A 17,760-nucleotide genomic window follows, 5' to 3' on the forward strand; every position below is an offset into this window, starting at 1 on the left:
AATTGTTCATTTCCCTCTATATGGTCGGATGATCCGTGCAATTTAGCGCCAATTGGGCATAATACGCGGCTTCGATTTCGATTCCTGACAGACCTTTTTATGCAAAAAGAACCTCGTAAGGTCCGTGAGTTTCGCCGCCGTGAGCAGGAAATTCTCGACACCGCGCTAAAACTGTTCCTCGAGCAGGGCGAAGACAGCGTCACGGTCGAGATGATCGCGGATGCCGTTGGCATCGGCAAAGGCACGATCTATAAGCACTTCAAGTCCAAGGCGGAGATCTATCTGCGCCTGATGCTCGATTACGAGCGGGATCTGAACGAGCTGCTGCACTCGGCCGATGTCGACAAGGACAAGGAGGCGCTGTCACGTGCCTACTTTGAGTTCCGCATGCGCGACCCTCAGCGTTATCGCCTTTTTGATCGCCTCGAAGAAAAGGTGGTCAAGGGCAATCAGGTGCCTGAGCTGGTCGAAGAATTGCACAAGATCCGCGCATCGAACTTCGAGCACCTGACGCTGCTGATCAAGGGCCGCATCACCGAAGGCAAGCTGGAAGACGTCCCGCCTTACTACCACTACTGCGCAGCCTGGGCGCTGGTGCATGGCGCTGTCGCGCTGTATCACTCGCCGTTCTGGAGCAATGTGCTGGAAGATCAGGAAGGCTTCTTCCACTTCCTCATGGACATCGGCGTGCGCATGGGCAACAAGCGCAAGCGCGACGGGGATGTGCCTCACGAACCCAGGCCTGATCCGGTCGAATCCTGACCCGGTAGATCAAGACTCGCCGCGCACTTGAGCAGAGATGGCGCGGAAGCTGCATCCGACGACCATTCGCCGGTTTTCCGTCACCGGCACTTGGGAGGGGATGATGCGTAGCCTGTTTCTGCTGCTGACGTTTTTGGCGTTGAGCGGTTGTATGAAAGTCAGCGACATGGGAAATGGCGTTCGCGAGCAGTTCAGCGATGCTGGCCTGCTTGATCACAGTGAAACCCGTCGCATTGCCAACTGGCGCGTGCAACCCGACTCCTTCATCTATATTGCTCAGGGTGCCTTCGTGCCGCCCGGCAACGCTTATCCGCGGCCCAACGTTGTGGCTGAAGAAGCGTTCAAGGGCTTCATCGAATACTTTCCCATGGTCCGTCGCGCGCCTGCGCCCCTTGGCCTTGACGAAGCGATGATCGAGGCCCGAAGTGCCGGCGCGCACTACCTGCTGTACACCCGCTTTGCCAAGGCCGATGACCGTATAGGGAATGGCGATCAGTGGTCGGATCAGGAAGCGGTGGACCGTCTGGGCGTAGACTCGGGCGTCATTCAGCTCATGCTGATCGAGACCAGCACCCGCTACCTGATCGACAGCGCCCGTATTCGCAGCCGTGGCGGATTGCTGACGCTCTATGACACCAGTCCCGAAGATTTGCTAGGTCCGCCCCTTGAAGACTACGCTCGTACCTTGTTGGGTGTTGAGCGCTAGGAGTAAGCATGACCGATTCAGGCAAGGCCAACGATCTGTTTGCGCAGATCCCCAAGAGCAAAGGCTTGCCGCCTGTTCATCTCTGGAATCCCGATTTTTGCGGCGATATCGATATGCGTATCGCCCGCGACGGCACCTGGTACTACCAGGGCACGCCGATCGGGCGCAAGCCGATGGTGCGGCTGTTCTCGACCATCCTGCGCCGTGACGGCGACGATTACTTCCTCATCACGCCAGTCGAGAAGGTCGGCATCAAGGTCGATGACGCGCCTTTTATCGCTGTGGTGCTGCATGTGACAGGCGAGGGCGAGACGCAGGTCCTGCGCTTTGTGACCAATGTCGAGGATGAAGCCCAGGCCGGTGTCGATCACCCGTTGCGGGTCCTGATTGATCCAGAGACGCAGGAACCCGCCCCTTACATTCATGTGCGCAGCAACCTTGAGGCGCTGATTCATCGCAATGTGTTCTATCAGTTGGTGGAGCTGGCGGTCAGCCGTGAAATCGACGGACAGCGCTGGTTGGGTGTGTGGAGTGATGGCGTGTTTTTCCCGATTGGGCTGGAGCCCTGAGGCGCTTGAGTATCCGATGGGGTCAATTGCCTGTCGGCAGTTCGGCGGTTAAAGTGCCGCTCCCTGATTTTCCTGAGGTTTTTGCATGAGTCAGTCCTTTGATATCGCCGTCGTCGGCGCAACCGGTACTGTCGGCGAAACCATTGTCCAGATACTGGAGGAGCGAGACTTTCCGGTAGGCGATCTGCATCTGTTGGCCAGTATCGAATCGGCAGGCCATTCGGTGCCTTTTCGCGGCAAGAACGTGCGCGTGCGCGAGGTTGATACATTCGACTTCGGCAAGGTCCTGCTCGCGTTCTTTGCAGCCGGCCCTGCCATCAGTCGCAGCCATGTCGAAAAGGCGGTAGCGGCTGGCTGCCTGGTCATCGACCTGTCTGGCGCGCTGCCTGCTTCGCAGGCACCGAATGTGGTGCCGGAAATCAACGCGGCGTTGCTGACGTCGGGCGGATCGTCGCGTCTGGTCTCCAGCCCCAGCGCATCGGCCACGGCCGTCGCCCTGGTTCTGGCGCCGCTGCGCGAATTGCTCGACATGCGCAGCATTTCGGTCACCGCGTGCCTGGCGGTTTCGGCCCAGGGGCGTGAAGGTGTCAGCGAACTGGCGCGTCAGACCACCGAGCTGCTTAATGTACGTCCACTGGAAACACGCTTCTTCGACCGTCAGATGGCGTTCAACCTGTTGGCGCAGGTGGGTACGCCCGATGATTCAGGGCATGTACCGCTGGAGAAACGTCTGGTTGAAGAGTTGCGCGAACTGCTGGCCCTGCCATCGCTCAAAGTGTCTGCTACTTGCATTCAAGTGCCGGTATTTTTCGGTGACAGCTTCACCGTATCGATTCAAACGGCTGCGCCGGTCGATCTGGCTGCGGTGAATGCAGCACTCGAATCAGCGGCGGGCATCGAGCTTGTCGATGCCGGAGATTATCCGACGCCTGTGGGCGATGCGGTCGGTCAGGACGTAGTTTATGTAGGGCGTGTGCGAGCCGGTATAAACGACAGTGAGCAACTTAATCTGTGGATGACTTCGGATAATGTTCGCAAAGGCGCAGCGCTCAACGCTGTGCAGGTTGGCGAATTGTTGATAAAAGACGATGTGTAAAAGATACTTGGCAACAATTTGAATAATTGTTCCAGCGGCGACACGCCTTACACCCAACGCAGGACTACCTCTCCAGACAATGGAGAATCTTTAAACAAGGGATGGGCTATGGTTCAGGTTCGTAAACTGGTATTAGCGATCGCTGCGGCTTCGGCGCTGTCATCAGGGATGGCGCAGGCGTTGGGGCTCGGGGAATTGTCTGTCAAGTCGACCCTGAACCAGCCGTTGGTAGCCGAGATCGAGTTGACCGATGCACAAGGGGTCAACGCTGCGCAGGTGGTGCCAAGCCTCGCGACGACGGCCGACTTCGCTCAGGCGGGCATCACTCGCCAGGCGTTTCTCAACGATCTGAGTTTCACCCCGGTCATCAATGCCAGCGGCAAGAGCGTGCTGCGCATTACGTCCACCAAGCCGGTGCGTGAGCCTTACGTCAAGTTTCTGATTCAGGTGCTCTGGCCCAACGGACGCCTGTTGCGCGAGTACAGCCTGCTGCTGGATCCGCCGAAGTTTTCCCCTGAAGCGGCCGCTGCTGCCGCTGCGCCTGCTCCCGCGGCACCGGCCGCTGGCGCTCCTGCGCAGTTGGCAAGCGTCGCCCCGGCTGCAGAAGCCCCGGCGCCTGCCACGCCTGCCCAGCCCCCTGCATCGCCGGACGCGGCCTTGCCGCCACCCGCTGCCGACAAGCAGGGCCAGTACGTGACCGCCAACAACGACACGCTGTGGGAAATCGCGGCCAAGGTTCGTACCGGCGGTACTGTGCAACAGACCATGCTGGCCATTCAGGCGCTCAATCCTGAAGCTTTCATCGGCGGCAACATCAACCGCCTGAAAAAAGGTCAGGTGCTGCGCCTGCCCACGCCCCAGCAGACCACCGCCTTGCCACAGCCGCAGGCCGTTGCCGAGGTTTCCAGACAGTACAGCGCCTGGCGGGAAGGGCGTCGCTTGCCGACCGGCACTCGCCAGGTCGATGCCACGCGTCGTGATCGTGCCGGTGCTGCGCCGTCCCGGGTCGATACACCGGATAACCTCAGCCTGGTCTCGGCCAGCGGCAAGCCTGCTGCCAAAGGTGCTGCAGGCGACAGCGATGTGAGCAACAAGCTGGCTGTTGCCCAGGAGGCGCTGGATACCTCGCGGCGCGACAATGCCGAGCTGAAAAGCCGCATGAATGATTTGCAGAGCCAGTTGGACAAGCTGCAGCGTCTGATTGAACTCAAGAACGGTCAGTTGGCCAAGATGCAGGCGGCCGGCGCCGCTGTTCCACCGGCCGCCACGCCTGCTGGCACGCCGCCAGGTGCAACCACCCCTGCCAACGCAGCGGTACCCGCCTCACTGGTTGATGCCAATGGTGCGCCTGTAAAACCTGCGGGTGAAATCGCTCCTGAAGACGCACTGCCTGCCGGTGCTGCGCAGGTCGCCACACCGGCGTCCGATCAGCCTCTGGCAGTTGAGCCGGTCGCTGTTCCAGAGGATGAAGACGCGCTGCAGAAGGTTCTCAACAACCCTGTGTTGCTGGGGCTCATCGGCGGCGCAGTGTTGCTGATCCTTGCGCTGTTGCTGTTGTTTCTGGCGCGCCGTCGTGCCGCGAAGGCTGAGGCCGAGAAGCATCGCCGCATGGCGCGTGCACTGGCTGAAGAGTCCGAGTTCGTCTCCGACATGGACATGAATGCTCCTCCTGCCAGCTTTGACGGACTGGACGTTCCACCACCTAATGTGCGGATGGGAGCGGCGACTGCCGCAGGTTCGGTGGCCGCCGCGGCGCGTGAGCGACCGGCCGATCCGCTGGTGCAGGCCGAAATCCATATCGCCTACGGGCGTATGAACCAGGCTGTCGAACTGCTCGAAGAGTCGGTCAAGGACGATCCAAAGCGTGATGACATTCGTCTCAAGCTGATGGAAATCTACGCCGAGCAGGGCAACAACAAGGCCTATGCCGCTCACGAACGTAAACTGGTGGCAGCGGGAAAGCGTGAAGCTGAGGGCGAGCAGCTAGAAGATCCACACTCGACCCGAAACACTGTGGCGCCTGTCGTGGCGCCCACAGTGGTTGAAACTGCGCCTGTGGTAGCACCGGTTGCAGCCGTCGCGGCAGCGGCCAGTGCCGCAGCGCTGGCTGCTGAACTTGATGCCAAATATGTGGAAGAACTGCTGGCCGATGACGCTGATCAGCCGGAAGCCGAGCCCGAGCCCGAACCGGTTGCCGCCCCTGAGGTCAGCGAGCCTGAGCCGCTGGTTGCTCGGTCAGACGCCGCTGAAGATGATTTTGACCATGACTTCGACCTGAGTCTGGATGAGTTCGAGGAGCCATCAGCGGCAGCAGTGCCGACGGTGACCGACCCGGATGATCTGTTGTTGGATGAGCCTTTGGTTGCGGCAACACCTGATGACGATGAGCTCAGTTTCGAGTCCATCATGCAGGAACAGGAAGCTGCTCGTGCGGCAGCAACACCTGATGATCTGGCCGATTTCGATCTGGACCTGACTGAAGAGGATCCGGCACTCAAGAACGAGGACGACTTCCTGCTCGGTCTTGGTGACAGCCCTGTCGAGCCGACTGCTGCTGCGCCTGTCAGCGATGACCTGGAGTTGCCGGAGGACTTTGATCTGTCGCTGGCTGACGAAATCGAATCGGATCAGGCCAGCCAGGCATTTGCTTCTGAAATCGATGATGTGAACGCCGAGCTGGACCGTCTTTCGCAGAACCTTGAGCATCCGCCGCTGGATGAGCCAAGGTTTACGGCAGAAGACGCGATGGCGCTGGATGACGAGCCGGACTTCGATTTCATGGCAGGCACTGATGAAGCGGCCACCAAGCTGGATCTGGCACGTGCTTACATCGACATGGGTGATGCCGATGGCGCGCGAGACATTCTGGATGAGGTCGTCAGCGAGGGTGACGATGGGCAGAAGAGCGAAGCGCGCGACATGCTCTCGCGTCTTGCCTGATTCGAACGATGCCTGACCACAGACGGCCGCTGATGCGGCCGTCTGCATTTGGCGCCCGGTGTGGCGTCTTTTTTTGGCGGCCGTATAATGGCCGACTTTTCGCAAACCGACAGGCTGTAACACCTTGGCGAACATAGATAACCCGGCCGCCGAGATGGCTGCCGAGGGCTTTTCCCGAATCGCGCTGGGCGTGGAGTACAAAGGGTCGCGCTATTGCGGCTGGCAGCGTCAGGCCTCCGGCGTGCTGACCGTGCAGGAAACCCTGGAAAATGCCTTGTCCAAAGTGGCCGACTCGCCCGTTTCGCTCATGTGCGCAGGACGCACGGATGCCGGTGTTCACGCATGCGGGCAAGTGGTGCATTTCGATACGATGGCCGAGCGCTCGATGAAGGCGTGGGTCATGGGCGCCAACATCAACCTGCCTCACGATATCAGCGTGACCTGGGCACGTGTGATGCCTGCCGATTTTCATGCCCGTTTCAAGGCCATCGCTCGCCGCTATCGGTATGTGATCTATAACGATCAGATCCGCCCGGCGCATCTGGGGCAGGAAATCACCTGGAATCATCGTCCGCTGGATGTGAGCCGTATGGCCCAGGCCGCTCAGCATCTGGTGGGCACCCACGATTTCAGTGCGTTCCGGGCCGGGCAGTGTCAGGCCAAATCACCGATCAAGCAGCTGCACCACCTGCGCGTGACCCGGCACGGCAAGATGATTGTCATCGATGTGCGCGCCAATGCCTTTCTGCATCACATGGTGCGCAACATTGCCGGCGTGCTGATGACCATCGGTGCCGGCGAGCGTCCGGTCGAGTGGGCGCGTGACGTGCTGGAAAGCAAAGTACGTCGTACCGGCGGTGTCACGGCTCATCCGTACGGGCTTTATCTGGTGCAGGTCGAGTACCGGGAGCAGTTCCCCTTGCCCGAGCGCTACATCGGTCCGCATTTTCTTACCGGGTTCGCCGAACTTGAAGGCTGACGGCCTGACGTGCTTTTGCTAACATCCGGGACTTTCCGAAAGGTCTGAGGTTTTCACCATATGTCAGCCGTTCGCAGCAAGATCTGCGGGATTACCCGCATAGAAGATGCCCTCGCTGCAGTCGAGGCGGGTGCTGACGCCATCGGGCTGGTGTTTTACGCCAAGAGTCCGCGGGCTGTGAATGTGCAACAGGCGCGCGCGATCATCGCCGCACTGCCGCCGTTCATTACCACGGTCGGGCTGTTCGTCAACGCCAGTCGCTGTGAGCTCAATGAAACGCTGGACGCTGTTGCGCTGGATCTGCTGCAGTTTCACGGCGACGAAACACCGGAAGAATGCGACGGCTATCATCGTCCCTACATCAAGGCGTTGCGCGTGAAGGCGGGTGACGATATCGAACAGGCCTGCCGTGCCTATCGCAATGCGCGTGGCATTCTTCTCGATACGTATGTCGAGGGCGTGCCGGGCGGTACGGGGGAGACGTTCGACTGGGCCTTGATTCCGAATGAACTGAGCAAGCCGATCATTCTGGCGGGCGGGCTGACGTCGGCCAACGTGGCGCAGGCCGTTGCCCAGGTCAAGCCGTACGCGGTTGATGTCAGCGGCGGTGTCGAAAAAAGCAAAGGCATCAAGGATCGCGAAAAGATTCTCGCGTTCATGAGTGCAGTCCACAGTGCCTGATGTGACGGTTGCGGTTCGGCCGCCGTCCATAAGCCTGTTCCCGCCGCAAGTCTTGCGGGTCGAATTGAGTGGAGGAGGGTGTCTGTGCGCACCCTCCTTGTTGCAAAAAAACCGTGGTAGAGGGTGTGCAGGTCAGGCCGGCGGTCGACCGTTCTCCCTTCTCATCGCCAAATAAACACATTTAGCTAAGGGCATGCGTCTGGCGTGTAAGCGCCATGCGTTCGAGCCACACCGGTACTGGAGAGATAAAGCATGAGCAACTGGTTGGTAGACAAACTGATCCCATCGATCATGCGTTCCGAGGTCAAGAAGAGTTCGGTTCCTGAAGGGCTGTGGCACAAGTGCCCGTCCTGCGAAGCAGTGCTCTATCGGCCTGAGCTGGAAAAGACCCTGGATGTCTGCCCCAAGTGCAATCACCACATGCGCATCGGTGCGCGCGCCCGCCTGGACATTTTTCTCGATGCCGAAGGCCGTGCTGAACTGGGCGCCGATCTGGAGCCGGTTGACCGTCTGAAATTCCGTGACGGCAAGAAGTACAAGGATCGCCTGACCGCTGCGCAAAAGCAGACCGGTGAGAAAGATGCGCTGATCTCCATGAGCGGCACGCTGCTGGGTATGCCTGTCGTCGCTTCGGCGTTCGAGTTCTCCTTCATGGGTGGCTCGATGGGTGCCATCGTTGGCGAGCGTTTTGTGCGCGCCGCCGATTACGCGCTGGAAAACCGCTGCCCGATGATCTGCTTCGCCGCCTCCGGTGGTGCGCGCATGCAGGAAGCCCTGATTTCCCTGATGCAGATGGCCAAGACATCGGCCGTTCTGGCGCGTCTTCGTGAAGAAGGCCTGCCGTTTATCTCCGTGCTGACTGACCCGGTCTACGGTGGCGTTTCCGCCAGTCTGGCGATGCTGGGCGATGTCATCGTTGCCGAGCCCAAAGCGCTGATCGGGTTTGCCGGTCCACGCGTCATCGAACAGACCGTTCGCGAGAAACTGCCTGAAGGCTTCCAGCGCAGCGAGTTTCTGCTGGATCACGGCGCAATCGATATGATCATCGCGCGCAGTGAGTTGCGTCCGCGCCTGGGCAACCTGCTGGCGCAGATGATGAACCTGCCGACGCCCAAGTTCGTGGCGCCGGTGCTTGAGCCTATCGTCGTGCCTCCGGCTCCGGCCACGCTATGACCCCGTCGACCCTTGGCGACTGGCTCGCCTACCTTGAGCAACTGCATCCTTCTGCCATCGACATGGGGCTGGATCGTTCGAGAAAGGTGGCGCAGCAACTGGGGCTTACGCGCCCTGCGCCTCGGGTCATTACGGTAACGGGCACCAATGGCAAGGGTTCAACCTGCGCCTTTGTCGCGGCCCTGTTGCAGGCTCAGGGTCTCAAAGTCGGGGTCTATAGCTCTCCGCACCTGCTGCGTTACAACGAGCGGGTGAAAGTGCAGGGCGTCGAGGCGACCGACCTGGAATTGTGCGACGCCTTCGTGGCGGTCGAAGCCGCGCGTGGCGATGTCACGTTGACCTACTTCGAGATGGGCACACTCGCGGCGTTCTGGCTGTTCGAGCAGGCTCGTCTGGATGCAGTCGTGCTGGAAGTCGGCCTGGGTGGTCGTCTGGATGCGGTGAATCTGATCGATGCAGACATCTCGCTGGTCACCAGCATCGGCATCGACCATGCCGACTGGCTAGGTGATACGCGCGAGTCGGTTGCCTTCGAGAAGGCCGGTATCTTTCGTGCCGGTCGTCCGGCGATCTGCGGTGATCTCGACCCGCCTGAGCCCCTGCTGGCCAAGGCGCGTGAGCTGAAATGTCCGTTACTGTTGCGCGGTCGTGACTTCGACCTCTGCGTTAATCAGCAGGACTGGGACTGGCGCGGCTTCGCTCATGGCGAAGTGATCGAACTGCACGGCCTGCCGCTGCTCGACCTGCCGATGCAGAACGCGGCGCTGGCGCTTCAGGCTTATGCGCTACTGGGTTATCCCTTGCAGCATGAGGTTATCAGCGAGGCCCTGGCCTCGACCCGGCTTGCCGGTCGCCTGGATCGGCGCACTGTTCATTGGCATGGCAGATCGATCAACCTGCTTCTGGACGTCGGTCATAATCCCCATGCGGCACAGTTTCTGGCGCAGCGCATGGCGCAACAGCCGATCGTCGGCGAGCGTCTGGCGGTGTTCGGTCTGCTGTCTGACAAGGATCTTGAAGGTGTAGTCTGTGAACTGGCTTCCAGCATTCAGGACTGGGCGGTTGCGCCGCTGCCCACGTCCCGTAGTCGGCCTGCCGCTGAATTGCATGCGGCTCTGGAGAACCTTGGGGTTCGCGTGAAGTCTTACTCAAGCATCGCCCTTGCACTGGAGGCTCAGTGCGCGCATGCCACGCCCGATGACGAAATTCTGCTGTTCGGATCTTTTTACTGTGTGAGCGAGGCCCTGGAATGGCTGGCCCGGCACACCGACGAGGAAGCTGCAAATGGCTTTGCTGGATAACGTATTCAAGCAGCGGATGGTGGGCGCTCTGGTGCTGATCGCTGTGGCAGTGATCTTCCTCCCGATGTTGTTCACGCGCGAGGACGAAGCCCGTTCCGTGCAGGTCCAGGCGCCCACTGCGCCGCAGGCACCTGCCAGCACGCAGATACAGGTCGACCCCGTTTCCGTTCCCGAGCCCCAGGCATTGCCTCAGGAGCCGGTACCTGGCGATGCCGACATGGCCGTCAGCAATCAACCCCCTTCGATGCCGATTGCGCCCGCTCCGGTTACGCAGACAGCCCCGGCGGCCACGCCTCCGGCCGCCAAACCTGCAACAAAACCCGCACCGACACCCGCGCCGACGCCTGCACCTGCTGCTCCAGCGGTCGCCAAGGCTGCACCCAGTGGCGTCGATGCCAACGGGCTGTCGGTCAGTTGGTCGGTACAGTTGGCCAGCATGTCGAACCGTGCGAACGCCGACAACCTGCAGAAGACCTTGCGCACTCAGGGTTATAACGCCTACATCCGCACTGCCGATGGTGTGAATCGTGTATTCGTGGGGCCTCTGATCGAGCGTGCCGAGGCTGATCGCCTGCGTGATCAACTGGACAAGCAACAGAAACTCAAGGGTATCGTGGTGCGCTTCCAGCCCGAAAAGGGCTGATCGGCCCGGCCTGTTCCAACGCTCTGCAACACTGTTTCTATGGAAAATGCTGCCTGCCGATAATCGCTGCTTACCGGCAGGCAGGCGCTCTGCTAAAATGCGCCGCCTTATCTGTCTGCAGGCTGCAACGTGCCATTTACTCCGGTTGACTGGGCAATTCTGGGAATTGTCGCCATCTCCGCCCTGATCAGTCTGAAACGCGGCTTCGTAAAAGAAGCATTGTCGTTGACGACGTGGATCATTGCAGGTGTTGTGGCCTGGATGTTCGGTGCGGGGCTGTCGCAGTACCTGGTCAATTACATAGAAACACCCTCGGCCCGCGTGATCGCGAGCTGCACCATTCTATTTGTCGCCACCTTGCTGGTCGGCGCCATGGTCAACTTTCTGATAGGCGAACTGATTCGCGTCACCGGGCTTTCCGGGACCGATCGTTTTCTGGGTATGGTCTTCGGCGCGGCGCGCGGGGGCCTGCTTGTCGTTGTAGCGGTCGGGCTGTTGAGTCTCGGGCCGGTGCAACAGGATCAATGGTGGCAGCAGTCAAGGCTGGTGCCGCAATTTCTCATGGTCGCTGACTGGTCGAAAAACCTGATTCTCGGGATGTCCAGCAAGTGGCTCGCCAGCGGCATCAGCGTACCTGCTGATCTGCCGTTCAAGGAGCAGATCCTGCCGTCTACACTGCCGCAGGATGTGCTCGGTAAATCCAGTTCCACTAAGTAGGGGTTGTGTCGCATGTGTGGCATCGTCGGTATCGTCGGTAAGTCGAACGTCAATCAGGCGCTGTATGACGCGCTCACCGTCCTCCAGCACCGCGGCCAGGATGCTGCCGGTATTGTGACCAGCCACGACGGCCGGTTATTCCTGCGCAAGGACAACGGACTGGTGCGTGATGTGTTCCACCAGCGCCATATGCAGCGTCTGGTCGGGCATATGGGCATTGGTCATGTGCGTTACCCGACAGCGGGCAGCTCGACCTCGGCCGAGGCCCAGCCGTTCTACGTCAACTCGCCTTACGGCATCACATTGGCGCACAACGGCAACCTCACCAACGTCGAGCAACTGGCCAAGGAGATCTACGAATCTGACCTGCGCCATGTCAACACCAATTCCGACTCGGAAGTGTTGCTCAACGTGTTCGCCCATGAGCTGGCTGTTCGCGGCAAGTTGCAGCCGACCGAAGAGGACATCTTCGCGGCCGTGACGGACGTACACAATCGTTGCCGTGGCGGTTACGCGGTGGTGGCGATGATCACAGGTTACGGCATCGTTGGCTTCCGCGACCCGGACGCCATTCGTCCTATCGTGTTCGGTCAGCGTCATACCGACGAGGGCGTCGAGTACATGATCGCCTCCGAAAGCGTTTCGCTCGACGTGCTGGGCTTTACGCTGATCCGCGACCTGGCGCCCGGCGAAGCGGTCTACATCACTGAAGACGGCAAGCTGCACACCCGTCAGTGCGCAGCCAATCCAAAGTACGCGCCGTGCATCTTCGAGCACGTGTATCTGGCACGTCCGGATTCGATCATCGACGGCATCTCGGTCTACAAGGCGCGTCTGCGCATGGGCGAGAAGCTGGCCGACAAGATCCTGCGCGAGCGCCCGGATCATGATATCGACGTGGTCATCCCGATTCCCGATACCAGCCGCACGGCTGCTCTGGAACTGGCCAACCACCTGGGCGTCAAGTTTCGCGAAGGCTTTGTCAAGAACCGCTACATCGGCCGTACGTTCATCATGCCGGGTCAGGCTGCACGCAAGAAGTCCGTGCGCCAGAAGCTCAATGCCATCGAGCTGGAGTTCCGCGGCAAGAACGTGATGCTGGTTGACGACTCCATCGTTCGCGGCACGACCTGCAAGCAGATCATTCAGATGGCCCGTGAAGCCGGTGCCAAGAACGTCTATTTCTGTTCGGCCGCTCCGGCGGTGCGTTACCCCAACGTCTACGGCATCGACATGCCGAGTGCTCACGAGCTGATCGCTCATAACCGTTCCACTCAGGACGTTGCCGACCTCATCGGTGCCGACTGGCTGGTCTATCAGGACTTGAATGACCTGATCGAAGCGGTCAGTGGCAGCAAGAAGATCAAGATCGATAACTTCGATTGCTCGGTCTTCGACGGCAAGTACGTGACCGGTGACATCGACGAGCATTATCTGAACAAGATCGAGCAGGCGCGTAACGACGCCTCCAAGGTCAAGACCCAGGCAGTGAGCGCGATCATCGATCTGTACAACAATTAATTGTTTTCAGGAGTAGCGGCATGACTCAGGAATGGGATGCAGGTCGGCTCGACAGCGACCTTGAAGGCGTGGGCTTCGATACCCTCGCCGTACGTGCCGGGCAACACCGCACGCCGGAAGGCGAGCATGGCGACCCGATGTTCTTCACGTCCAGCTACGTGTTCCGCACGGCCGCCGACGCGGCCGCGCGTTTCGCCGGTGAAGTGCCAGGCAACGTTTACTCGCGTTACACCAACCCGACCGTGCGCTCCTTCGAAGAGCGCATGGCGGCGCTGGAAGGCGCAGAGCAGGCTGTCGCCACCGCAACCGGTATGGCGGCGACCCTGGCGGTTGTCATGAGTCTGTGCAGTGCCGGCGATCACGTTCTGGTGTCGCGCAGCGTATTCGGTTCGACCATCAGCCTGTTCGACAAGTACTTCAAGCGTTTCGGTATCGAGGTGGACTACGTGCCGCTGGCGGACCTGAGCGGTTGGGATGCGGCGATCAAGGCCAACACCAAAATGCTGTTTGTCGAGTCGCCGTCCAACCCGTTGGCTGAGCTGGTGGACATCGCCGCGTTGGCAGAAGTCGCCCATGCCAAGGGCGCGATGCTGATCGTCGATAACTGCTTCTGCACGCCGGCGTTGCAACAGCCGCTGTCGCTGGGCGCAGACATCGTCGTGCATTCGGCGACCAAGTTCATCGACGGCCAGGGTCGTTGCATGGGCGGTGTGGTTGCCGGCCGTAGCGAGCAGATGAAGGAAGTGGTCGGGTTCCTGCGTACGGCCGGGCCGACCCTGAGCCCGTTCAATGCCTGGATCTTCCTCAAGGGCCTCGAAACCCTGAACCTGCGCATGCGCGCTCATTGCGCCAATGCTCAGGCGCTGGCCGAGTGGCTGGAGCAGCAGGAGGGCATCGAGAAGGTCCACTACGCCGGTCTCAAGAGCCATCCTCAGCATGAGCTGGCCCAGCGTCAGCAGAAGGGTTTCGGCGCAGTCGTGAGTTTCGAGGTCAAGGGCGGCAAGGATGGCGCGTGGCGCTTCATCGATGCCACGCGACTGATCTCCATCACCGCCAACCTGGGTGACACCAAAACCACCATCACTCACCCGAGCACCACGTCTCATGGTCGTCTGGCACCGCACGAGCGCGAAGCGGCCGGGATACGTGACAGCCTGATCCGCGTGGCGGTAGGGCTGGAAGATGTCGCAGACCTGCAGGCCGATCTGGCGCTGGGCCTGGCGGCCTTGTGACTGACGATGTGAGCAGCGGCGCGAGTGAGGGCATGAGCGACGACTGGGCGATGAAATTCTCCAGCACCCATAACGGTCGTGTGGCGCTGGTTACCGGCGCTGCACGGGGTATCGGCCTGGGTATCGCAGCCTGGCTGATCGCCGAAGGCTGGCAGGTGGTGCTGACGGATCTGGACCGCATCCGTGGTTCGAAAGTGGCCGATGTGCTGGGCGAAAATGCGTTGTTCATCGCCATGGATGTCGCCAGCGAGGAGCAGGTTGCAGCAGGGGTGGCCGAGGTGCTCAGGCGCTTCGGTCGGCTGGATGCGCTGGTGTGCAATGCGGCGATTGCCGATCCGCACAACACCACACTGGAAAGCCTTGAGCTGTCGCACTGGAATCGCGTGCTTGGCGTCAATCTTGGCGGGCCCATGCTGCTGGCCAAGCATTGTGCCCCTTATTTGCGCGCTCACTGCGGCAGCATCGTAAACCTGACCTCGACCCGCGCCAGGCAGTCCGAGCCCGATACGGAGGCTTATGCGGCCAGCAAGGGAGGGTTGATGGCTCTGACTCACGCGCTGGCCATCAGTCTGGGGCCGGAGATTCGTGTCAACGCGGTCAGCCCTGGCTGGATCGACGCGCGCGATCCGTCATTGCGACGCGCTGAACCTTTGTCAGAGGCTGATCACGCGCAACACCCAGCGGGCAGGGTGGGTACGGTGGAAGACGTCGCGGCAATGGTGGCGTGGTTGCTTTCCCGTAATGCCGGGTTTGTCACCGGGCAGGAATTCGTTGTCGATGGTGGCATGACCCGAAAGATGGTGTACGCCGAGTAGTTCCACGTTCGGGTAGGTGAGCGGGTGTGTTTGGCGGTTGATGTGCGGAGTGCGATTGAAGCGTTTTTAAAAAAACTTCAATCAGGCTATTGACTTAGGTTCGTTAGGTGCGTAAATTTCGCGGCCTCAACGAAGCAAAGGGTGATTAGCTCAGCTGGGAGAGCAGCTGCCTTACAAGCAGCGGGTCGGCGGTTCGATCCCGTCATCACCCACCATCGTTGAGTTTGAAAGCTGATACACGAGGGCTTTCAAAGTTGAATCGGACGCAAGTCCACACTGCGCAGCGGTAGTTCAGTCGGTTAGAATACCGGCCTGTCACGCCGGGGGTCGCGGGTTCGAGTCCCGTCCGCTGCGCCATATTTGTACAGATTCGGTTAGCCGGGTCTGAGGATTGAACGGCTCAAGTCATTCACCCTGATGTACAGGAAACAAACTACCGAAGGTTTGTTTCAAACAGGTTTACAAGCGATACGCAGCGGTAGTTCAGTCGGTTAGAATACCGGCCTGTCACGCCGGGGGTCGCGGGTTCGAGTCCCGTCCGCTGCGCCATACAAAGCTTCAAGGCCCTTGAACTCCTTGAAGCAACAGAAAAGCGACCTTAGGGTCGCTTTTTTGTTGCCTGCAATTTACTGCGTTCATTGAGTGTGACGCGCCTTGTATCGAATCCTTTCGAGCTGCGCGTTGATCCTGCGCCAGCCTTGTTGCAGACTTGTCGCCATTTTCCAGTTTGCAGTCTTGCTGGCAGTCATTTCCTTGCTCAGGATTATCGATGCTTAAGTTACTGAACGTGCGTACCGCCTGCGGTGTGTCAATGCTGCTCCTGGCTGCCGGCTGTTCATCGCCCAAGCAGGCGGTCTATGACCACGAGCACTTTGACGATGCCGGGACGTTCTCTCGCAGTTATCCGGCAACCGACGTGTCGTCCTGTGAGGCCGGGCGTCGTGCCCTGTTGAGTCAGGGCTACATCATCACCAGCAGCGACCCGAAGATGATCAGCGGACGCAAGAGCTTCCAGCAAACGGGCGAGACGCACATCGAGATCAGCTTTAACCTGGTCTGTGCGGCCGACGTAACGGCGGGCAGCTCGACCATGTTCGCCAATGCCCTGCAAGACCGCTATGCACTGAAGAAAACCAATAACTCCGCCAGCCTTGGCGTCGGGGTGCTGGGATCGGTGTCGATGCCCATTGGCTCCACCGATGATTCGATGGTCAAGGTGGCCAGCGAGACGGTTGCCTCGGCCAAGTTCTACGAGCGTTTTTTTGGGCTGGTGGAAAACTTCCTGCCGCCGGAAGTGAAGCAGGCGGCGCATATCGTCGAGAAGCCAAAGGCTGATCTGGGTGTGCCTGAAGCGGCGCCTGCTGCTGCGACCCCCAAAGCTGAAGAGCCCGCACCGCTGGCGCCGAAACCGGTCGAAACAGCCCCCAAGGCTGAGCCAGTGGCCGAACCGGCCACGCCTGCTGCCAGTGAGCCGGTGCCAGCCCCGAACGAGCCAGCCTCGTTCAAGGCTGAAACGGTGACCCCGCCCGAGGCTCAACCGGTCGAGACGAACACGCCAGCTCCGGTCGAGACTCAGCCAGCAGCGCAGTAGCTGCTTCACTTGCATGGGATGCCGCCCGGGACGCTTTGCGTCCCGGCTCAAGCCCATGTAAGACCTGCACGCTCACGCCAGGCGTCAGCCCAAAAACAACCGATACGCCGGGTTCTCGCTTTCATCCCAGTAGGGATAACCAATCTCGGTCAGCGCCTGGTCCACCAGGTGCCGCTCGTCCTCCGGCACCACCAACCCTGCGACCACCCGCCCATCCGCTGCGCCATGGTTGCGGTAATGGAACATCGAGATCGTCCAGCGTCCGCCCAGGCGGTTGAGGAAGTCGAACAGCGCGCCGGGACGCTCGGGGAATTCGAAGCGCAGCACCACTTCATCGCTGACCCGCTCGGCGTGCCCGCCCACCATGTGGCGGATGTGCAGCTTGGCCAGTTCGTTGTCGGTCAGGTCCAGCACCGGAAAACCTTGCCCTGTCAGGCTGGCGATCAGCGCGCGGCGCGGATCGTTCTCCGGGTGGGTCTGCACGCCGACGAAGATGTGGGCTTCGCGGTCGGTGTGGTAGCGGTAGTTGAATTCGGTGATCTGCCGTTTGCCGATGGCCTCGCAGAAGGCCTTGAAGCTGCCCGGCTGCTCGGGGATGGTCACGGCGATGATCGCCTCGCGGCCTTCGCCCAGTTCGGCGCGTTCGGCCACGTGACGCAGGCGGTCGAAGTTGACGTTGGCCCCGGAATCGATCGCCACCAGGGTCTGGCCGCTGATCCCGCGCTGCTCGACGTATTTCTTGATCCCGGCCACGCCCAGCGCGCCGGACGGCTCGGTGATGGAACGGGTGTCGTCGTAGATGTCCTTGATGGCCGCGCAGATCTCGTCGGTGCTGACGGTGATCACTTCGTCCACGTAATGGCGGCAGACCTCGAAGGTGTGATGACCGATCTGCGCCACTGCCACGCCATCGGCAAACAGCCCGACCTGACTGAGCACCACCCGCTCGCCTGCGGCCATGGCGGCTTGCAGGCAGTTGGAATCGTCAGGCTCGACACCGATCACCTTGATGTCGGGTCGCAAGTATTTGACGT

The 17,760-nt window shown here is 60.4% G+C and carries 16 protein-coding genes and 3 tRNA genes; 18 read left to right on the plus strand and 1 reads right to left on the minus strand.

Features of this window, described 5'->3' with window-relative positions; translation table 11 throughout:
- The first annotated feature begins 99 nt into the window (after window positions 1–99).
- The 18 genes from BUB69_RS23545 to BUB69_RS23630 all read left to right on the plus strand — a co-directional run bounded on the left by BUB69_RS23545 (window position 100) and on the right by BUB69_RS23630 (window position 16,726).
- The gene (locus BUB69_RS23545) at window positions 100–762 is read left to right on the plus strand and encodes a TetR/AcrR family transcriptional regulator (RefSeq protein ID WP_073171316.1); all 663 of its coding nucleotides are present in this window, start codon (window positions 100–102) and stop codon (window positions 760–762) included.
- Window positions 763–865: 103 nt separating this feature from the next.
- On the plus strand, window positions 866–1,468 hold the full coding sequence (locus tag BUB69_RS23550) for a DUF4823 domain-containing protein (protein WP_073171376.1): 603 nt from the start codon (window positions 866–868) through the stop codon (window positions 1,466–1,468).
- A gap of 8 nt (window positions 1,469–1,476) precedes the next feature.
- Window positions 1,477–2,037 carry a DUF1285 domain-containing protein gene (locus tag BUB69_RS23555; RefSeq protein WP_073171320.1) on the plus strand — a complete coding sequence of 187 codons (561 nt, stop codon included), beginning with the start codon at window positions 1,477–1,479 and terminating at the stop codon, window positions 2,035–2,037.
- 85 nt (window positions 2,038–2,122) lie between these two features.
- The gene (locus BUB69_RS23560; protein WP_073171324.1) at window positions 2,123–3,133 is read left to right on the plus strand and encodes an aspartate-semialdehyde dehydrogenase; all 1,011 of its coding nucleotides are present in this window, start codon (window positions 2,123–2,125) and stop codon (window positions 3,131–3,133) included.
- Window positions 3,134–3,241: 108 nt separating this feature from the next.
- Window positions 3,242–6,073 carry a motility hub landmark protein FimV gene (locus tag BUB69_RS23565; protein ID WP_073171328.1) on the plus strand — a complete coding sequence of 944 codons (2,832 nt, stop codon included), beginning with the start codon at window positions 3,242–3,244 and terminating at the stop codon, window positions 6,071–6,073.
- A gap of 154 nt (window positions 6,074–6,227) precedes the next feature.
- Window positions 6,228–7,052 (plus strand): tRNA pseudouridine(38-40) synthase TruA, encoded by an 825-nt coding sequence (gene truA / locus BUB69_RS23570; protein ID WP_073171332.1) that lies wholly within the window; start codon window positions 6,228–6,230, stop codon window positions 7,050–7,052.
- A gap of 60 nt (window positions 7,053–7,112) precedes the next feature.
- On the plus strand, window positions 7,113–7,733 hold the full coding sequence (locus BUB69_RS23575; protein WP_073171336.1) for a phosphoribosylanthranilate isomerase: 621 nt from the start codon (window positions 7,113–7,115) through the stop codon (window positions 7,731–7,733).
- Window positions 7,734–7,985: 252 nt separating this feature from the next.
- Entirely contained in the window at window positions 7,986–8,906 is a 921-nt protein-coding gene (gene accD / locus BUB69_RS23580) for an acetyl-CoA carboxylase, carboxyltransferase subunit beta (RefSeq protein WP_073171339.1), read from the plus strand.
- Window positions 8,903–10,207, plus strand: a complete 1,305-nt coding sequence (folC, locus tag BUB69_RS23585; protein ID WP_073171342.1) for a bifunctional tetrahydrofolate synthase/dihydrofolate synthase — start codon at window positions 8,903–8,905, stop codon at window positions 10,205–10,207. Before accD ends, folC begins: the two co-directional genes overlap by 4 nt.
- Window positions 10,191–10,850 (plus strand): SPOR domain-containing protein, encoded by a 660-nt coding sequence (locus BUB69_RS23590; RefSeq protein ID WP_073171345.1) that lies wholly within the window; start codon window positions 10,191–10,193, stop codon window positions 10,848–10,850. Before folC ends, BUB69_RS23590 begins: the two co-directional genes overlap by 17 nt.
- Window positions 10,851–10,979: 129 nt before the next feature.
- Window positions 10,980–11,567, plus strand: coding sequence for a CvpA family protein (locus tag BUB69_RS23595; protein ID WP_024685204.1), 588 nt, complete (start codon window positions 10,980–10,982; stop codon window positions 11,565–11,567).
- Window positions 11,568–11,579: 12 nt separating this feature from the next.
- On the plus strand, window positions 11,580–13,088 hold the full coding sequence (gene purF / locus BUB69_RS23600) for an amidophosphoribosyltransferase (RefSeq protein WP_004884541.1): 1,509 nt from the start codon (window positions 11,580–11,582) through the stop codon (window positions 13,086–13,088).
- 20 nt (window positions 13,089–13,108) lie between these two features.
- Window positions 13,109–14,320 carry an O-succinylhomoserine sulfhydrylase gene (locus tag BUB69_RS23605; protein ID WP_073171349.1) on the plus strand — a complete coding sequence of 404 codons (1,212 nt, stop codon included), beginning with the start codon at window positions 13,109–13,111 and terminating at the stop codon, window positions 14,318–14,320.
- Between the two features lie 32 nt (window positions 14,321–14,352).
- The gene (locus tag BUB69_RS23610; RefSeq protein ID WP_122697413.1) at window positions 14,353–15,135 is read left to right on the plus strand and encodes an SDR family oxidoreductase; all 783 of its coding nucleotides are present in this window, start codon (window positions 14,353–14,355) and stop codon (window positions 15,133–15,135) included.
- A 139-nt stretch (window positions 15,136–15,274) separates the two neighbouring features.
- A tRNA-Val gene (locus tag BUB69_RS23615) sits at window positions 15,275–15,350 on the plus strand.
- A 65-nt stretch (window positions 15,351–15,415) separates the two neighbouring features.
- Window positions 15,416–15,492: transfer RNA gene (locus BUB69_RS23620), tRNA-Asp, on the plus strand.
- 115 nt (window positions 15,493–15,607) lie between these two features.
- Window positions 15,608–15,684 (plus strand) — tRNA-Asp (locus tag BUB69_RS23625).
- A 220-nt stretch (window positions 15,685–15,904) separates the two neighbouring features.
- Entirely contained in the window at window positions 15,905–16,726 is an 822-nt protein-coding gene (locus BUB69_RS23630; protein WP_073171355.1) for a DUF2242 domain-containing protein, read from the plus strand.
- Between the two features lie 84 nt (window positions 16,727–16,810).
- Here the strand turns inward: BUB69_RS23630 and ilvA are convergent.
- The coding region (ilvA, locus tag BUB69_RS23635; protein WP_141121895.1) for a threonine ammonia-lyase, biosynthetic at window positions 16,811–17,760 on the minus strand (950 nt) is incomplete at its 5' end.

The sequence above is a fragment of the Pseudomonas asturiensis genome (genome assembly GCF_900143095.1).
Classification (GTDB): Bacteria; Pseudomonadota; Gammaproteobacteria; order Pseudomonadales; family Pseudomonadaceae; genus Aquipseudomonas; species Aquipseudomonas asturiensis.